Genomic DNA, 17,374 nt, shown 5'->3' with positions numbered 1-17,374 from the left:
TGGTTTAGTGAGTTACTAATTTAGTAAATAAAAATTGAACAGAGAATCTGCGAGGATTATTGTAAGTAGGATAGTGCTAACAATGGATTATATACGTTTTAAGTTGGTTTTTTAACTCAGTTGTTTGTTGTACACTGACTTTTTTCAATTCAGACTAAGAATACAATTATATTCCAAAACATATGAAAGACAACAGATGGTCCAATTGATTTAGATTTAAAATATAGAATTCCGGAGATTATTCCACCAAATACTGTCAAATAAAATAAATGCCAATCTTGTTTTGATGATTCTAATATCAAATTCATATATGGTGAATGAATTGAAGCGAACAATAGAGAAGCAAATAAAATCGCAGCTATCGTATTCGTTTTCTTCTGTAAATTATTCTGTACATATTCTCTAAAAAATAATTCTTCTCCTATTGGAATCATGAGGATTGCAGAGATAATATTTATATTCTTGAATTTAGGTAAGCCATCAAACCTATAAGCAATTTGGTATTCCGTTCCGAATAACAAGTTGTAAATCCATTTTAATGGAGTTTGCATAAATACAAATGAAATTCCCAGTATTAGAGCAAATAAATACCACTTGAGATGAGTTTTTTTAATCAGATTTTTAAAAGTCCGCTTTTTTATAAAATAAATAAAAATCAAGACTCCGATTAATTGCAAAGTTCCTTGAATTAAGAAATAATATTTGGAATTAATTTCGAATCCAATTTCTTCTGCTATAAGAGACCAAGAACCAATAAGTTCCATTCCAATAAGATAGAGTAGAGTCGCCAAAATGGCTTTTGGAATACTTATCAAAATGTTATTCAATATTGTTGGTTTTTTTAGCTTGTATCTAACTTAGTTATGAGGATTATTAAATAACCTATAATATCTCAAAAGAGAGTTATAAGTATACTTTTTTGATAGCATAACCCATTTACTAAAATAATTGAATTCTTACAAAATATAGAAACTATTATCAATTTCTTTTTAAATCTATAGTAATGATGTAGTTACTCGATTCGATTTTTTCTTAAATATGTTGGATAGTATTTTTATTTCTCAAATTGCTTACATTTTAGGTGTAAGCTTATATCGGTCGTTCTATGTTAAGTGCTTTAATTCTTGATGCTAATGTAGTAGGCGGTAATTGTAATAATTCTGCGGCGCCATTTTTACCAGATATTTTCCACTTAGTTTGCCTTAGAGCTTTTAAAATATTCGCTTTTTCTAAAGCAATTAAGTCTTTTGATGTTAATATTTTATCTTGAGAAGTTTCCGTTTGAATTTCAACTGAATTAGAATTATTAGGAATGATAGCCTGCCAATTAATCGTACCTTTTTGAGATACAATGACTGCGCGTTCTATTAGGTTTTGAAGCTCTCTAACATTTCCAGGCCAATGATAAGTTCCTAGTAGCGCTTTATCTGAATCTGACAATGCAAGCATAGGCTTGTTCAGTTTTTTTGAAAATTGATCAATCATTTCTTGAGCAATTAAACAAATATCATGACCTCTTTCGCGAAGCGCAGGGACTTCAATTGGGAATACATTTAAACGGTAATATAAATCTTCTCTAAATTTTCCTTCTTTAGAAAACTCAAATAAATTTCTATGAGTCGCTGCTATAATGCGCACATCTACTTTAATAGTTTCAGAACTTCCAACGGGATCGAATTCGCCTTCTTGAATAATACGAAGTAATTTTGGTTGGAGTTCAATCGGCATTTCGCCAATTTCATCTAAAAAAATAGTGCCTTTATCCGCAAGTAAAAAGCGCCCTTTTCTATCTGCTGTGGCGCCAGTGAATGCACCTTTTTTATGACCAAATAATTCACTTTCAATTAAATTAGCAGGAATAGCACCACAATTAATTCTAATTAGTGGCTTGTCGTTACGATTGCTTTCTTTGTGAATAGCTCTGGCAACTAACTCTTTACCAGTTCCAGTTTCACCATGAATTAAAACGGTTGCATCAGTTTTGGCAACTTGATGAATTAGGTTTATTGCAGATTTCATGCTTTCATCTTCAGCAATAATACCATAACTACTCGTCAGTTCCTTAATTTCTTCTTCTAGGTACTCTGTTTGCTTAGTTAAAAGATTGATAGTGTCTTCTGCTATTAATCGTTCTTCAATATTTCTTAAAATTAACGTGAAAAATGTTTCTTGTTCATTTCCAGATTTGCTAATAGTCCCTTCATTTAAAGTTTCGGTGTCGTTGGATCCAACTACTTTTACAATATTTGGCAGGTATTTGTTTGTTAGTCCGTTATCTGATTCGCTAGAAACTATATTTTCAATTAAATTGGCGCTTTCATCATCAAAGAAAAACAAAACATTACGTTGCAAGGTGTCACTATTTTCTAAAATTTTATTTGCAGAGGCGTTGGTCAATACAATTTTAAAACTACTATCAAACATTATAATTGCATCCATAGCACCATTTATCAAACCATTCATTTTACTATTTGCAACCTCAATAATTTGTTTTGAAGACGCTAAACTTTCTTGGATGGTATCTAATTCACGATGACGCTTGATCATAACGGCCAGAATACTTTGTGAAAACTGGATGCTTTTACTCATTAAGTCTAAAAAATGTTTCCGCTCAATTTTTAAAACAGTCGTTGTTTCTAGTGTTGCTATGGATGCTGAACGCGATTCGTTGTCTATTAAGGCATATTCGCCAAAGCAATCACCGACAGTAAGTGTGTCGTAAACATGATCTTTTTCAAAAACCTTAACCTTTCCATTAATTATAACATACATGGAGTCTCCTAGAGTTCCTTTTTTAAAAATAGTTTCTCCTTTTATGTATGATTCCTCGGTAGCGTTTTTATACAATTCTTCCATTGATTCTGACGAAACGCCAGAAAAAAATGGAGTATTAGAAAGAAATTGAATGTGTGTTTTTGAACTCGTATCTGACATAAAATAACTTATAATTAGGCTAAATATATTAATAATTCTGAAGCATTTAGCACATTGGTTTTTCTAAAAGCTACGTTTTTAAAGATAATTAATTAATTTAGTTGTTTAACAACATTATTTAAATGCCACAACACAGAGAACTCGTTGCTATTATGTTTACGGATATTGAAGGGTATACCTCTTTAATGCAGAATGATGAGAAGGAAGCCATGTTAATTCGTGAAAAACACCGCGAGATATTTGATGCCTGTACACTTAAGCATAAGGGGGAACTTATTCAATATTTTGGAGATGGTACGTTAAGTACTTTTAGAAGTTCAGTCGAGGCCATTAAATGTGGTATTGAAATGCAATTAGCCTTTCAAGAAGAACCATCAATTCCTGTTAGAATTGGTGTTCATGTGGGTGATGTTATTCGAACTGAAGCCGATATTATAGGAGATGCTGTTAATATAGCGTCAAGAATAGAATCTCTAGCAGTGGCTGGAAGCATCTTGGTTTCAGATAAAGTTAATGATCAAATTAGGAATCAAAAATATTTGTCAACCCAGTTTATAGATGCCATAGATTTTAAAAATGTTAATAAAGTAATTCCTGTTTTTGCTATTACTAATAAGGGTTTGGTTGTGCCAAAAAAAGAAGATCTTAAAGGAAAAACAACGCCAAATGATTCAGAAGTTTATAAAAGTTATAGAAAAAAGAGTTTTTATGTTTTAGGAGTTCTTTCCTTAATTATACTATTTCTCATGTATTTTATGATGCAGAATAGCGAAGTAGAAATCAAGGAACCAACGCTAGCTGTTCTTCCTTTTAACAATATGAATGATGATGAAAAATCGAATGTATTTACTGATGGCATTACTGAAGATATAATAACGCATCTCTCAAAAATTCAGCACTTACAGGTGATTTCTCGGGCATCTGCAATGCACTATAAAAATAGCGATAAGTCCATTCAAGAAATAGCTAATGAGTTGGATGTTAATTATATCCTCGAAGGCAGTGTTAGAGTTAATGATAATCAAGTGAGAATTAATGCGAATCTTGTTGATGCGGCGAACAATAAAAATTTATGGGCAGATAATTACGATAATGATTTAGTCCAAATATTTAAAATACAAAATGATGTTTCTCGAGATATAGCTAATGCTTTAAAAATAACATTAAGTGATACTGAAGAATCTCGCTTAAGCAACGAGCCAACAAATAATCCGGAAGCATATACCGCATTTAAAGAAGGTCAAGTGTATTTGCATCAGGGTGGTGGGAAAGTTGAAGAATTAAAGAAGGCGGAAGGATTATTTAAAGAGGCAATTAATTTAGATCCTCAATTCTGTAGAGCTTATGTAGGTGTTGCCGAAACTTATTTGGAATATATTTTTTGGGGAAGAGAATCACCTAAAAAAATGCTGGAATTAGCATCAACACCCGCTTTAAAGGCTTTAGCAATTAATTCTAACGATGGAGGAACCTTTGGTGTTTTAGGTGCTATTAGTTATTACAAATATGAAAGAGAAACTGCTTTGCTGTATTTAAAAAAAGCTATTGAAATTAACCCAAGTTATGTGAGTGCTTATAATAAACTGGGGTGGATTTATGCATTTGATGGCGATTTAGAAAGTATGGAGGAGAATTTTAATATGGTTCAAAAACTCGATCCTTTGTCTTCTAAATATATTGGCGATATGGGTCAAGCATATTATTACTTAAGAGAATTTCAAATGGCTATTGATAAGATGAGTGAATCTTTAAAGAAATTCCCAGACGATAATATGTTACTGTGGATGAAGGCCTCTAATCTTTCTGCTTTAGGTAAATATCAAGAAGCTATTGATATTTATACGTCACGAAGTGTCGCTTCAAATACCAATTGGATGCTCGGTTATTGCTATGGTATGGTAAGAGAAACAGATAAGGCAAAAGAGATATTAAACTACCAATTGAATAAAAATAAAATGGTTTATGTACCTCCCGTTATGATAGCGACTATTTATATGGGTTTAGGCGATCATGATAATGCACTTACATGGTTAGAAAAAGATTATGAAGTTGGTGGTCAAGGCCTTTTCTTTTGGGGATTAAAGCAAGACATTAAATTTGATCCTGTAAAAAATGATCCACGATTTCAGGCTCTCATGAATAAAATTCCATAATTCATTTAGTAAAAGTAATTTTTTTTGATTCTGATTATTGTGGCATAAAAGTCATTGATTAGGTATATTTGAGTCTCAAATAAACACCATGCGACACCAGAGGCAATTAGCTGCAATTATGTTTACAGATATTGAAGGGTATACTTCTTTGATGCAGCATGATGAAGCGCAAGCTACAGCTATAAGGGAAAGACATCGTAATTCTTTTGAAGTAACAACTGAAGCATATGATGGAAAAATTATTCAATATTTTGGAGATGGCACATTGAGTATTTTTAAAAGTACGGTTGAAGCAGTGTACTGTGCCATTGAAATGCAAAAAGCTTTTTTAGAAGATCCTAAAATACCTGTTAGAATTGGTATCCACGTTGGTGATATTATGTATTCTGATGAAGATATTATTGGGGATGCCGTTAATGTTGCTTCTCGAATCGAGTCTTGTGCTGTTCCTGGAAGTGTGTTAATATCTGATAAGGTTCACGATCAAATAAGAAGTCATAGAGATATTCACGTCAAGTTTTTGGATGCGTATGAATTAAAGAACGTTGATGGTGCAATGCCAATATTCGCTATATCAAATGAAGGATTGATTGTTCCTAAACCTGAGGATGTAAAAGGGAAATTAAAAGTAATAAAAGAAAAACCTAAAAACCGTTTAGGTTTTTTTAAAAACAAAAGAAATCTTTTATGGTTAGTTGCCGCTGCTATTTTAATAGTTTTATTATTTAATATAAAGTCCTTTAAAATAACTACTAATAACTCAGTAAAAGAATTATCAATTGCGGTATTACCTTTTAATAATTTAAGTTCAGATAAAGATTCAGATTTCTTTAGAGACGGTGTAACCGAAGATATTCTCACACAACTGTCAAAGTTAAAAGATATCCGTGTTATTTCGAGAACTTCTGTAATGCAATATAAGGATACCGACAAAACGATGCCCACAATAGCTAACGAATTAGGTGTCTCTTATGTGTTGGATGGGAGTATTCGAAAATATGGCAATGATATTCGGATTTCTGCGCAGCTAATAGATGCAGATTCAGACAGGAATTTATGGGCGGAAAATTATGATAAAACCATTACTGATGTTTTTACAATTCAGACTGAAATTTCTCAAGAAATAGTGAAGGCTCTTGAACTTAATTTGTCCTTTGAAGAACAAAAACGTTTAACGACCGTGGCAACTAAAAACATAAATGCTTACAAGTTGTTTTTAGAAGCTAGAGATGAAGCAGACAAAAGAAATTCTGAAAGTATTGCGCGAAGTATTACCCTATATAAAGAAGCCACAATACTTGACCCAAATTATGCAGAAGCTTATGCTGAAATTGCTAATTCAATATATTTAGAGACGTATTATTCGCGGCGAGACCCAAAAGAAGCTTCGAAAAGCGCAAGAGAATATTTAGTTAAAGCAGAAGAAATTAACGATAAAGTTCCCCGAATCTATTCAGTAAAGGGTTTTATTGATAATATAGAAGGGAATCACGAAGCTGCAGAAGCCGCATTCCAAAAAGCGATTAGTTTATCTCCAAATGATTTAACAACCAGACATCAATATGCGACTTTCTATTATTATACTAGACAGTATGAGAAACAGTTAGAACAGGCAGAAATAGCCTATAGATTAGACCCCTTATCATTTGTTACTACTAATAGTTATGCCACCGCATTGGCTTTTAACCATAAATATGAAGAAGCTGAGCAAATATTGAAAAAAGCAGAAAAATTAAGTAGCGAAAACAATAAATTTGTTATTAATAGGTCCTATTTTAGACTTTATATGGATCAAAGAAGGTACAAAGAAGCTATAAGACCATTGAAAAAAATTGTTGAAAAAGAAAATGTATTTAATAGGTTTTTGGGGTTTTGCTATGCTAAAATAGGAGATACAGTTAATGCTAAAAACACGATTGATAAAATTAGGGAGGTAGCGCATCCATATGAAAAAAGTCAACAACTGGCAGTAGTATATGCAGGATTAGAAGAACGCGATAGTGTAATATATTATCTAGATACGTTAAGAAACAAGCAGACAAAAACTTTAAAAAGAGAAGTTTCTGAGTTTTTTGAATTTTTGAAAGATGACGATGAATTTAAGGAAGTGCTTAAGTCTCATGGTATTTTAGAGAAGTAAATTTCTTTTACTTCATATATTATGTAACATTTTTTTAATTTTTGCGTCATATTAGTATCAATCAAAAAATCACCATCATGCGACAAGACAATCAATTAATCGTTATTACCCATTTAAGTCAGTTAATTACTCTAGTAACTGGTTTTGGAAGTTTGTTGCTTCCTTTAGTACTTTGGCTTACACAAAAAGAAAAAGTGTATCAAATGGATACACATGGTAAGAATATTATAAACTTTCAATTAAGTTTAATAGTGTATTGCCTTATATGCATCCCATTAATTTTATTGTTTGGTTTAGGACTTTTAGGCTTTATAGTTTTAGGAATAATTTCTGTTATTTTTCCTATTGTTAATGCTGTAAGAGCTAGTCGTGGCGAAACACCAAAATACCCTTTATCTCTTAATTTTATTAGTTAGTTTAGTTAGCATGAGATAAACAAAACGCTCACCATTTGGTGAGCGTTTTTTGTTAAGTCTATTTATAGTTTTTCTATTTTAGAAATTCTAAAACATTTGCTTCTATACGTTCTTGAATATTACTAACATCTGCTTTTTCAAATGTTTCTCCTGTAATATTTTCGTAAAGTTCTATGTAACGCTCACTGACCGTTTCAATATAGTCATCACTCATAAAAGGCACCGTTTGTCCTTCTAAACCTTGAAAGTTATTTGAGATTAGCCATTGGCGAACAAATTCTTTAGAAAGTTGTTTTTGAGCTTCCCCCTTATTTTGACGTTCTTGATATCCATTGGCGTAAAAATATCGTGAAGAGTCTGGTGTATGTATTTCATCAATCAAAACAATTTGTCCTTCTTTTGTTTTACCAAATTCGTATTTAGTATCTACTAAAATTAATCCACGAGATGCAGCTATTTCAGAACCTCGCTGAAACAATTTACGAGTGTAATCTTCAAGAATAATATAATCTTCTTCAGAGACAAATCCTTGTTTTAAAATGTCTTCCCTAGATATATCTTCATCATGATCACCCATTTCAGCTTTAGTTGCAGGTGTAATAATAGGCTTAGGAAAAGCATCATTTTCTTTCATGCCTTTTGGCATTGGTACACCACAAAGCATTCGCTTTCCTAATTTATATTCTCTTGCAGCATGTCCAGACATATATCCACGAATAACCATTTCAACTTTAAAAGGGTCACATAAATGTCCAACAGCAACGTTTGGGTCTGGTGTTGCCGTTAACCAATTTGGCACTAAATCTTCTGTAGCCGCCATCATTTTAGTAGCTATTTGGTTTAGTATTTGCCCCTTATATGGAATTCCTTTTGGCATAACAACATCAAATGCTGAAAGCCTATCGGTAGCAACCATTACTAATTGCTCATCATTAATATTATATACCTCTCGTACTTTTCCTTTATAGACGTTTTTTTGTCCAGGAAAGTTGAAATTTGTATCTATAATTGTATTACTCATTAATTGTATTACTCATTAGTCTCTATTCTCTATACTTTTGTATGCTTCAATTACTTTTTTAACTAATTTATGGCGAATCACATCTTTGTCATCTAAAAAGACCATACCAACACCTTCTACATTTTTTAAAATTAGAAGTGCCTCTTTTAAACCAGAAATTGTTCGACGGGGTAAGTCAATTTGTCCAGGATCACCTGTTAGCAAAAATTTAGCATGCTTTCCCATACGAGTTAAAAACATTTTCATCTGCGCATGTGTTGTATTTTGACCTTCATCTAAAATAACAAATGCATTATCTAAAGTTCTACCACGCATAAATGCTAAAGGAGCAATTTGAATTGTGCCGTTTTCAATATAATGTGCCAGTTTTTCAGGTGCAATCATATCGCGCAAAGCATCATACAATGGTTGCATGTAAGGGTCTAATTTTTCCTTTAAATCACCTGGTAAAAACCCAAGATTTTCTCCAGCTTCTACCGCTGGTCTTGTTAAAATAATACGCTTAACTTCTTTGTTTTTAAGTGCTTGAACTGCTAATGCAACTCCAGTATAAGTTTTACCAGTACCAGCGGGCCCAATTGCAAACACCATGTCGTTTTTACGCATTAATTCCACCAGTCTTCTTTGGTTTGCAGTTTGCGCCTTAATAAGTTTACCACCTACGCCATGAACAATTACTTCACCACTTTGTTTTGAGGTTGTATAGTCATCACTACTTTGACTTGTTAGAACACGTTCAATAACATTTTCGTCTAGTTTATTGTATTTGGCAAAATGTTTTAAAAGCATGGTGATTCGGCGGTCGAATTCTTCAAGTAATTCTTCGTCGCCAAAGGCTTTAATTTTAGTCCCTCGGGCTACTATTTTAAGTTTTGGAAAGTACTTTTTAAGAAGTTCAATATTTGCATTTTGTGCTCCAAAAAATTCTTTTGGAGTAATTTCTTCAAGTTCAATAATAATTTCGTTCAAAGGCCTAAATTTTGTTTAAAATTTCATCTTATATAAGGAAATTTGATACTTACAAAGACAAAACGATTTATTAGTTTTATTAAGTATTTCTTATTTTAAAAAATAAGGATTCAATAACCTGCATTTTTCATTTAAAATATAAAAACGAAAACGAAAATTTATGTAGGTTTGTAAAACAAGTAATAATACTCAAAAATACTTAATTTTGAGTGAGGAAATACTAAAAACATATCAACAATTTTGCCAATGGCGATAATAACATTAACTACCGATTTTGGAGAAAAAGACCACTTTGCTGGCGCGACAAAGGGCGCTATTTACAGTGAGCTTCCAGATGTTAGAATTGTTGATATCTCACACTCAGTATCCTCGTTTAGTATTCCTGAAGCGGCTTATATAATTCAAAATGCTTACAGTAGTTTTCCTAAAGGAACTATTCATATTATTGGAATTGATTCTGAAATAAATCCAGAGAACAAACATATTGCGATTAAACTTGACGACCATTTCTTTATTTGTGCAAATAATGGCATAATGAGTATGATTTGTTCTGAAATAGCACCTGAGAAAATAGTTGAAATTAATATTCATGATAAGATACAGACAAGTTTTCCTGTTTTAGATATTTTTGTAAAAGTGGCTTGTCATATCGCAAGAGGAGGTACTTTGGAGGTTATAGGAAAGACAATTAATGAAATTAAGCCAATTAAAAACGTAGTGCCTTATGTGAATGATGATAAGTCACAAATAATTGGTAGTATTATTTATATAGATAATTACGGTAATGTAATTACCAACATAAAACGTAGTTTTTTTGAAACCATTCAAAAAGGGCGCGATTTTGAGATTTCTGCCAGAAATCATAAATTCAAAAAAGTATTTAATAAATATAGCGATATAGTAAATTTTGATATCCCAGAAGATAAAAGACACGATGAAGGAAGAGGATTAGTGGTGTTTAATTCTGGAAATTTTTTAGAAATTGCTGTTTATAAAAGTAATAGCGCAACGGTTGGAAGTGCTTCTACGCTTATGGGACTAAGCTTAATGGATACTGTAAGTGTTAATTTTATAAAGAAAAGTGTTGAGGTTTTTCCAGAACGTCCACTTAAAACGGAACTAAATGAAGATTTATGATAGTAAGAATCGTGAAAATGGGGTTCAGGGAAGATGCTATAGACGATTTTATATGTAATTTTGAATCTAATAAGCATAAAATAAGAAATTTCAAAGGGTGTGAATTTCTTGAATTGTATAGGGAAACTAAGAATTCAAATATATTTTTTACCTATAGCTATTGGAATTCAGAAGCTAATTTGGAAACCTATAGAGAATCTAATTTATTTAAAAAAGTTTGGGCAAAAACAAAGCCACTTTTTAATATAAAACCAGAGGCTTGGAGTGTAGATAAATTAGCAATACTTAAATAAATATAGAAAGCAGTTAAAGATTATATGTTCGCAATTTTTAGAAAAGAAATAAATTCATTTTTTTCCTCACCCATAGGCTATATGGTTATAGCTATTTTCTTAGTTTTAAATGGTCTTTTTTTATGGTTATTTAAAGGGGAATTTAATATTCTTGATTATGGTTTCGCCGATCTATCTTCTTTTTTTCTACTAGCACCTTGGATATTAATTTTTTTAATTCCTGCAGTAACTATGCGCAGTTTTTCAGATGAAAAAAAACAAGGCACGTTAGAATTGTTACTCACCAAACCAATATCAAATAGTCACATTGTCTTAGGGAAATATTTTGGAGCTTTTGCACTTATTTTAATAGCCTTATTGCCATCACTTTTATACGTTTATACTGTTTATTACTTAGGAAATCCAACAGGTAATTTGGATATTGGAAGCACATTGAGTTCTTACTTTGGTTTGCTTTTCCTCATTTCATCATATACTGCCATAGGTGTTTTTAGTTCTACACTTTCAGAAAATCAAATTGTTGCTTTTATTTCTTCGGTATTTATTTGTTTTTTATTTTATATTGGGATTGAAGGTGTTTCAGATTTTTTATCAAGCAATGTTATTGAACAATTTGGCATGAGTTTTCATTATAAAAGTATGAGTCGTGGGGTGTTAGACACCAGAGATATTATATACTTTTTGGGTATAACAATTTTCTTTTTGATGCTTACTAAGTTTAATCTTAATAAAGCACGTAAATGATATTAACGCCCACTTTTGTTATTTTATTTATAGTCGTTTTTGTACTCGTTTGGTTATTTGCACGAACAATAGATAAGAGGCTTTGGGTTAGTTTATTAATAGGTATAGTTTTGACACCTGTTATTTATTTCTACGTGTTTTATCCGTTTATAAATATTTTTACAAGTTATCATCATGAAAAGCATTTTGATTCTTTGGCTTGGAAAGATAAACCTGCACTTCGCTATGAAATGAGTAACGAAATAATTAATGAATCGCTATTTATTGGGAAATATAAGAACGAGATTGAAACGCTGCTTGGTGAAAGTGAATGGTTTGGTTGGGATGATTCTTTAAAAATGAATTCTCAAAATAAATGGAATTACAATTTGGGGTTTGAACCAGGAGCATTTAATAGGAATCAAGAATGCTTGGAGTTGATTTTTAAAAATGCCAAAGTAAAAAGTGTAAAACAGTATCAATTAGAAAAAACTTTTGAATAAAACTATTAAAAATATTAGCATAGCCTTAGTAGTTATCATTTTAATAAATGTTTTAGCTACTAAATTTTATAAGCGATTTGATTTAACTCAAGATGGTCGTTATACCTTAAGTGAGTCTGCTAAAAATATTATTGGCAGTATAAACTCGCCTATTGATATAGATGTGTTTTTAATAGGAGAAGATTTTCCTTCAGAATTTAGGCGTCTTCAAAATGAAACAAAACAATTACTAGAAGAGTTTTCAGCAGAAAATAACAATATTAAATTCAAATTTGTTAATCCGTTAGAAGATGAATCTACACGCGAAAGTAATATACAACAGCTAAAACAACGTGGTTTGACACCTATGCAATTGAGTGTACAAGAGAATGGAAAGTCAAGTCAAGCAGTTATATTTCCTTGGGCATTGGCAAGTTACAATGGTGTAACAGTGACAATTCCATTAGTAAAAAACAAAATTGGTGCTTCGCAACAAGAATTGGTTAGCAATTCTGTACAACACTTGGAATATGCATTTACTGACGGATTTAGCAAATTAACCCAACCAAAGCGTCGTAAAATTGCCATTTTGAAAGGGAATGGACAACTTGAAGATAAATATATTTTTGACTTTGTAAAAAAACTTGGCGAGTATTATTTTATAGCCCCATTTACATTGGATAGTGTTTCTAGCAATCCACAAAAAACGCTTTCAAATCTAAAGTCTTTTGATCTTATTATTTCAGCAAAACCAACTGAGGCGTTCACGGAAAATGAGAAATTTGTTCTAGATCAATTCAATATGAATGGAGGGAAAAGCCTATGGCTTGTCGATGCGGTAGCCATGGAAAAGGATAGTTTATATAATGATTCTGGAAGAAGTTTTGCAACCACGAGAGATATTAATTTAACCGATTTCTTTTTTAAGTATGGCGCTAGAATAAATCCTGTTATGGTAAACACACTTTATTCCGCACCTATTACACTTGCAATGGGAGAGGGAAGTAGCTCCCAATTTCAACATTTAAAATGGCCTTATTCACCTTTGGCAGAATCCAATAATAATCATCCTATTGTTAATAATTTAAACTTAGTTAAATTCGATTTTGCTAATCAAATTGATACTTTAAAGAATAATATAAAGAAAACCATTCTTTTAGAAAGTGCTCCATTGAGTAAAATAGATGGCACTCCGAAAGAAATAAGTTTAGAATTAGTTATTAAAGAACCTAACCCAGCTTCATATAGCAAAGGAAATCAAGCATTGGCAGTTTTACTCGAAGGAGCATTTACTTCTATGTATAAGAATAGGATAAAGCCTTTTAAGATATTGGATGGAAAGGGTGATGGTGTTACCTCAAAAATGATTTTGATAGCAGATGGTGATGTTATAAAAAATGATGTAGTTAGAAATACGCCACAAGAACTAGGCTTCGATCGTTGGACAGGACAAACTTATGGTAACAAGGAATTTTTATTGAATGCTGTAAATTATTTATTAGACGATAATGGACTTATAAACATTCGATCTAAAGAAATAGCGGTCGCTTTCTTAGATCAGCAGAAAATTGCTAAAGAGAAAACAAAATGGCAACTTATTAATATTGCATTACCACTAGGTTTATTAGCTCTCTTTGGTTTCATTTTTGGTTCTATAAGAAAGAAAAAATATAGAGTATAAATGTTAATAAGTTTGTTTCCTATATTAGACCGTATCGAATATATTTGTAGATAGTATTATTAAATTATAAATCTACAAATCATTCATTATTTCTTGTTTTAATTAAGTAGAATTTTTATTTAGTGAATGTAATAATTGTCAATTAAAAAATACAAACTACCAAATGAAATTTATAGTATCAAGTACCTATTTATTAAAACAATTACAGATTTTAGGAGGTGTTATTAATAACTCTAATACACTTCCGATTTTAGATAATTTCTTATTTGATTTAGACGAATCTAAGTTAACAGTTTCTGCAAGCGATTTAGAGACAACTATGTCTTCTTCTTTAAATGTGGAGAGTGATAGTAAAGGTAGTATTGCAATTCCTGCACGTTTATTACTTGATACTTTAAAAACATTTCCGGAGCAGCCATTAACTTTTGTGGTTGAAGAAAATAATACTATAGAGATTAGTTCAAATCATGGTAAATATGCTTTAGCTTACGCCGATGGGAATGAATTTCCAAATGCGGTATCACTAGAAGACCCAAGTCAAACAGTTATCGTTGGTGATGTTTTAGCTACAGCTATTAGTAAAACTATTTTTGCAGCAGGGAATGATGATTTAAGACCGGTAATGAGTGGTGTCTTTTTTCAGTTTTCTACAGAAGGCTTAACTTTTGTTGCTACAGATGCGCATAAGTTGGTGAAATATACCCGTGAAGACGTAAAAGCTTCGCAAGTAGCTGAATTTATTATGCCTAAAAAGCCTTTAAATCTTTTAAAAGGTATTTTAGCAGGTAGTGAAGACAGTGTGACTATTGAATATAATGATTCTAATGCTAAATTTACTTTTGAAAATTCGGAATTAATTTGCCGTTTAATAGATGGAAAGTATCCTAATTATGAGGCAGTAATTCCAAAGGAAAATCCAAATAGACTTACTATCGCGCGTAATCAGTTTTTAAATTCTGTGAGACGTGTTAGTATATTTTCAAATAAAACGACACATCAAATTCGTTTAAAAATTGCTGGTGCAGAGCTGAATATTTCTGCTGAAGATATTGACTATAGTAATAAGGCTGAAGAGCGTTTAACTTGCGATTATCAAGGTGATGATATGCAAATTGGATTCAACTCACGTTTTTTAACGGAGATGTTGAATAATTTAGGTTCAGATGAAGTGCAATTAGAAATGAGTTTACCAAATAGAGCAGGTATTTTAACACCTATTGATGGTCTAGATGAAGGAGAACAAATTACTATGCTTGTCATGCCAGTGATGCTTAATAGCTAGTCGAAATATTATCCAAAATGTCTTTAAAGACAATTGCTTTAGATTATATTAAGTTTTTAGAGAATTCTGAAACGGATAAAATTGTAGCACTCTTTTCTAAGAATGGTAAAGTAAATTCACCATTATACGGCACAAAGGATTCTTATTTGTTTTATAATGAATTAGCTGAAGACACTTTAAATTCTAAACTAAAAGTCAATGCTATTTTTGAAGATAGTGAATCTAACAGTATAGCTTTGTACTTTACATTTCATTGGACATTAGCAAATAAGAAGGAAGTTGTTTTTGATGTGGTAGATATTATTGAATTCAACTCTAGTAAAGAGATTACCTTACTAACTATTATTTATGATACTGTTATTGCTAGAGGAATTTTCAATGATGTGAAATGAAAACTTAAATAAAAATTTAAAGAGGTTGTCTTAAAAGTCATTTATTCTCAATATGACATAGAATTAGACTTTTAAGACAACCTCTTTGTTCTTCAATGTATAGTTTTAGCTTTTTCCTTTTTTTCTCCTTTTAAGTTCATCAAGCATTCTTCTTTTAAAATCCTCTTCGGCTATTCTTAGAAGAATTATTTTTTTAGGAGAAATGACACCTACTAGTTTTTTGCTAAACTCTAAACGTAGTTTGTGTAATTTGTTTTCGGCCGCATCAAGTTTTAATAATAAGTCATTTGCTTGTGCATCTGTCATAGAGTCAATATTGTTTTTAATTTCTCTACGGATACTTCTAATATCATTATACCTAATTTTTACTAGCTGCTGGTCATGTTCGTTGTAAATAGGCCAAAACTTTTGAGCTTCTTTTTCTGTTAAATCAAGTTTTTCTGTAATGAAAGAAACTTTTAAGGCTTTTACGCGTTCTCGATGCTTTTGCGCCACAACATTTAATGAAAGCAAAAGTAGCAATATGGTGAGTAATTTTTTCATCTTTTTAATTTATTTGTTCAAGCATTAAATCTTCAATATCAATATTGTTTAAAAGGTATTCTTCTACTATTTCCTCTTCAAAATTATATTTTTCAAAGCTATCTTCAATAAGTTGATCATCCATTAATAATGAAGCAATTTCATAAGAGCCAATACTTTCAGAAATAACATAATTTTCAACGGTTTCGGTTTCTAAAGTATCAAAAGTAGGCATGTCATTATAAATAGAAAGATTTAATAACAACAAGACCGTTGCAGCAATACTGGACGCATATATTAAATTTCTACGACTTAATAGTGAAATAACTTTAGATTCACTTTTATCTGAAACTTTATTCAAAATACGCGCTTCTAAAGAGTCGAAGTAACCAGTTGGAGTTTTAAAAGCCATTTCTTTATAGGCATCTAAAGTATCCTCATTTTTAATCTTACTCAAAATATCTTTATCTAAAGATTCTAAATAACCATCGGGCATTTTAAATCCAGCAGATTTAATATTATGTAATTTATTTGTTTTCATCTTATTTATAAGACTTAAATTAATTGTAAGGGTTTAATTGTTAGTTAAATATGCTTCTATTTTTTTTACTGCTATATGATATGATGCTTTTAGGGCGCCTTCACTAGTATCAAGTATTTCAGACATGTCCTTATACTTGATATCTTGAAAATATTTCATGTTAAATACTAATTGTTGCTTTTCAGGTAGCGTCGCAATGGCATTTTGTAATTTTAATTGTATTGCATCTCCTTCAAAATAAACATCTGAGGTTAAATTGCTAATAACCAATTCCTGAACTTCTTCACTTGAAATTTGAAGTCGTTTGGCTTTCTTATTTATAAATGTAATAGACTCGTTTGTTGCAATGCGATACATCCATGAATATAATTTACTATCTCCTTTAAAATTTTGAATGTTTTTAAAAATTTTAATAAAGGTGTTTTGTAAAACATCATCCGTATCATTATGTGACTTGACTATATTTCTAATATGCCAATATAAGCGCTCTTTGTAGGTAGTTATTAACTCTCTAAAGGCTTCCTCTTTATCTGTTTCCGATTTAAGTCGTTCTAATAAATGTGCTTCGTCTAGCAAAAATATAGTTTAGATATTAGACATATAAATATAGTAAAAGTTTAAGCTGAAATCTTTAGCGAAATACGAGTTTGTCTAAGCAGCTGATATACAGACGTTATCAATATATTTT

General features: G+C 31.2%; 17 protein-coding genes. 10 read left to right on the top strand and 7 right to left on the bottom strand.

The window, feature by feature from the left end; all coding sequences use genetic code 11:
- Positions 1-149: 149 nt before the first annotated feature.
- On the bottom strand, positions 150-827 hold the full coding sequence (locus tag AC2D6V_RS13965; RefSeq protein ID WP_484649262.1) for a CPBP family intramembrane glutamic endopeptidase: 678 nt from the start codon (positions 825-827) through the stop codon (positions 150-152).
- A gap of 262 nt (positions 828-1,089) precedes the next feature.
- Entirely contained in the window at positions 1,090-2,934 is a 1,845-nt protein-coding gene (locus tag AC2D6V_RS13960) for a sigma 54-interacting transcriptional regulator (protein ID WP_484649258.1), read from the bottom strand.
- Positions 2,935-3,056: 122 nt separating this feature from the next.
- Between AC2D6V_RS13960 and AC2D6V_RS13955 the strand changes: the two genes are divergently transcribed.
- The 3 genes from AC2D6V_RS13955 to AC2D6V_RS13945 all read left to right on the top strand — a co-directional run bounded on the left by AC2D6V_RS13955 (position 3,057) and on the right by AC2D6V_RS13945 (position 7,643).
- Entirely contained in the window at positions 3,057-5,087 is a 2,031-nt protein-coding gene (locus tag AC2D6V_RS13955; RefSeq protein ID WP_484649254.1) for an adenylate/guanylate cyclase domain-containing protein, read from the top strand.
- A gap of 88 nt (positions 5,088-5,175) precedes the next feature.
- The gene (locus AC2D6V_RS13950; protein ID WP_484649250.1) at positions 5,176-7,227 is read left to right on the top strand and encodes an adenylate/guanylate cyclase domain-containing protein; all 2,052 of its coding nucleotides are present in this window, start codon (positions 5,176-5,178) and stop codon (positions 7,225-7,227) included.
- A gap of 77 nt (positions 7,228-7,304) precedes the next feature.
- Positions 7,305-7,643, top strand: coding sequence for a DUF4870 domain-containing protein (locus AC2D6V_RS13945; RefSeq protein WP_484649247.1), 339 nt, complete (start codon positions 7,305-7,307; stop codon positions 7,641-7,643).
- Between the two features lie 73 nt (positions 7,644-7,716).
- Here AC2D6V_RS13945 and AC2D6V_RS13940 read toward each other — a convergent pair whose 3' ends face one another.
- Positions 7,717-8,664 carry a phosphoribosylaminoimidazolesuccinocarboxamide synthase gene (locus AC2D6V_RS13940; protein ID WP_484649243.1) on the bottom strand — a complete coding sequence of 316 codons (948 nt, stop codon included), beginning with the start codon at positions 8,662-8,664 and terminating at the stop codon, positions 7,717-7,719.
- A 15-nt stretch (positions 8,665-8,679) separates the two neighbouring features.
- Positions 8,680-9,633, bottom strand: coding sequence for a PhoH family protein (locus tag AC2D6V_RS13935; RefSeq protein ID WP_484649239.1), 954 nt, complete (start codon positions 9,631-9,633; stop codon positions 8,680-8,682).
- A 246-nt stretch (positions 9,634-9,879) separates the two neighbouring features.
- Between AC2D6V_RS13935 and AC2D6V_RS13930 the strand changes: the two genes are divergently transcribed.
- The 7 genes from AC2D6V_RS13930 (at position 9,880) to AC2D6V_RS13900 (ending at position 15,623) form a co-directional block, all read left to right on the top strand.
- Positions 9,880-10,770, top strand: a complete 891-nt coding sequence (locus AC2D6V_RS13930) for an SAM hydrolase/SAM-dependent halogenase family protein (RefSeq protein WP_484649237.1) — start codon at positions 9,880-9,882, stop codon at positions 10,768-10,770.
- A complete protein-coding gene (locus AC2D6V_RS13925; protein ID WP_484649234.1) occupies positions 10,767-11,063 on the top strand; it encodes a putative quinol monooxygenase in 297 nt (98 codons plus the stop codon). Before AC2D6V_RS13930 ends, AC2D6V_RS13925 begins: the two co-directional genes overlap by 4 nt.
- 24 nt (positions 11,064-11,087) lie before the next feature.
- Positions 11,088-11,807, top strand: coding sequence for a gliding motility-associated ABC transporter permease subunit GldF (gene gldF, locus AC2D6V_RS13920; RefSeq protein WP_484649232.1), 720 nt, complete (start codon positions 11,088-11,090; stop codon positions 11,805-11,807).
- Positions 11,804-12,289, top strand: coding sequence for a hypothetical protein (locus AC2D6V_RS13915; protein ID WP_484649229.1), 486 nt, complete (start codon positions 11,804-11,806; stop codon positions 12,287-12,289). The genes gldF and AC2D6V_RS13915 overlap by 4 nt, the downstream gene beginning before the upstream one ends.
- Positions 12,282-13,949 carry a gliding motility-associated ABC transporter substrate-binding protein GldG gene (gene gldG, locus AC2D6V_RS13910; RefSeq protein WP_484649226.1) on the top strand — a complete coding sequence of 556 codons (1,668 nt, stop codon included), beginning with the start codon at positions 12,282-12,284 and terminating at the stop codon, positions 13,947-13,949. The genes AC2D6V_RS13915 and gldG overlap by 8 nt, the downstream gene beginning before the upstream one ends.
- A gap of 163 nt (positions 13,950-14,112) precedes the next feature.
- Positions 14,113-15,231: a DNA polymerase III subunit beta gene (dnaN, locus tag AC2D6V_RS13905; protein ID WP_484649221.1), complete on the top strand. Its 1,119-nt coding sequence runs from the start codon at positions 14,113-14,115 to the stop codon at positions 15,229-15,231.
- Between the two features lie 17 nt (positions 15,232-15,248).
- Positions 15,249-15,623, top strand: coding sequence for a nuclear transport factor 2 family protein (locus AC2D6V_RS13900; protein WP_484649218.1), 375 nt, complete (start codon positions 15,249-15,251; stop codon positions 15,621-15,623).
- Positions 15,624-15,728: 105 nt separating this feature from the next.
- Here the strand turns inward: AC2D6V_RS13900 and AC2D6V_RS13895 are convergent, their stop codons facing one another.
- From AC2D6V_RS13895 to AC2D6V_RS13885, 3 genes are read right to left on the bottom strand one after another with little or no spacing between them, the layout of a single operon-like run.
- Positions 15,729-16,166: a sensor of ECF-type sigma factor gene (locus AC2D6V_RS13895; protein ID WP_484649216.1), complete on the bottom strand. Its 438-nt coding sequence runs from the start codon at positions 16,164-16,166 to the stop codon at positions 15,729-15,731.
- Positions 16,167-16,170: 4 nt separating this feature from the next.
- Positions 16,171-16,686, bottom strand: a complete 516-nt coding sequence (locus tag AC2D6V_RS13890; protein ID WP_484649212.1) for a hypothetical protein — start codon at positions 16,684-16,686, stop codon at positions 16,171-16,173.
- Positions 16,687-16,719: 33 nt separating this feature from the next.
- Positions 16,720-17,262 carry an RNA polymerase sigma factor gene (locus AC2D6V_RS13885; protein WP_484649207.1) on the bottom strand — a complete coding sequence of 181 codons (543 nt, stop codon included), beginning with the start codon at positions 17,260-17,262 and terminating at the stop codon, positions 16,720-16,722.
- Between the last annotated feature and the right edge of the window lie 112 nt (positions 17,263-17,374).

The organism is Algibacter sp. YIN40 (assembly GCF_057219435.1).
The sequence above is the reverse complement of the archived record's forward strand: the minus strand, read 5'-3'. Positions and strand labels throughout refer to the sequence as shown.

Excerpts from the sequence above, each read along its gene's own strand:
- AC2D6V_RS13960 (WP_484649258.1), bottom strand. The coding sequence starts at position 2,934 with ATGTCAGATACGAGTTCAAAAACACACATTCAATTTCTTTCTAATACT.
- AC2D6V_RS13955 (WP_484649254.1), top strand. The coding sequence starts at position 3,057 with ATGCCACAACACAGAGAACTCGTTGCTATTATGTTTACGGATATTGAA.
- AC2D6V_RS13950 (WP_484649250.1), top strand. The coding sequence starts at position 5,176 with ATGCGACACCAGAGGCAATTAGCTGCAATTATGTTTACAGATATTGAA.
- AC2D6V_RS13945 (WP_484649247.1), top strand. The coding sequence starts at position 7,305 with ATGCGACAAGACAATCAATTAATCGTTATTACCCATTTAAGTCAGTTA.
- AC2D6V_RS13940 (WP_484649243.1), bottom strand. The coding sequence starts at position 8,664 with ATGAGTAATACAATTATAGATACAAATTTCAACTTTCCTGGACAAAAA.
- AC2D6V_RS13930 (WP_484649237.1), top strand. The coding sequence starts at position 9,880 with ATGGCGATAATAACATTAACTACCGATTTTGGAGAAAAAGACCACTTT.
- AC2D6V_RS13925 (WP_484649234.1), top strand. The coding sequence starts at position 10,767 with ATGATAGTAAGAATCGTGAAAATGGGGTTCAGGGAAGATGCTATAGAC.
- gldF (WP_484649232.1), top strand. The coding sequence starts at position 11,088 with ATGTTCGCAATTTTTAGAAAAGAAATAAATTCATTTTTTTCCTCACCC.
- AC2D6V_RS13915 (WP_484649229.1), top strand. The coding sequence starts at position 11,804 with ATGATATTAACGCCCACTTTTGTTATTTTATTTATAGTCGTTTTTGTA.
- dnaN (WP_484649221.1), top strand. The coding sequence starts at position 14,113 with ATGAAATTTATAGTATCAAGTACCTATTTATTAAAACAATTACAGATT.
- AC2D6V_RS13900 (WP_484649218.1), top strand. The coding sequence starts at position 15,249 with ATGTCTTTAAAGACAATTGCTTTAGATTATATTAAGTTTTTAGAGAAT.
- AC2D6V_RS13895 (WP_484649216.1), bottom strand. The coding sequence starts at position 16,166 with ATGAAAAAATTACTCACCATATTGCTACTTTTGCTTTCATTAAATGTT.
- AC2D6V_RS13890 (WP_484649212.1), bottom strand. The coding sequence starts at position 16,686 with ATGAAAACAAATAAATTACATAATATTAAATCTGCTGGATTTAAAATG.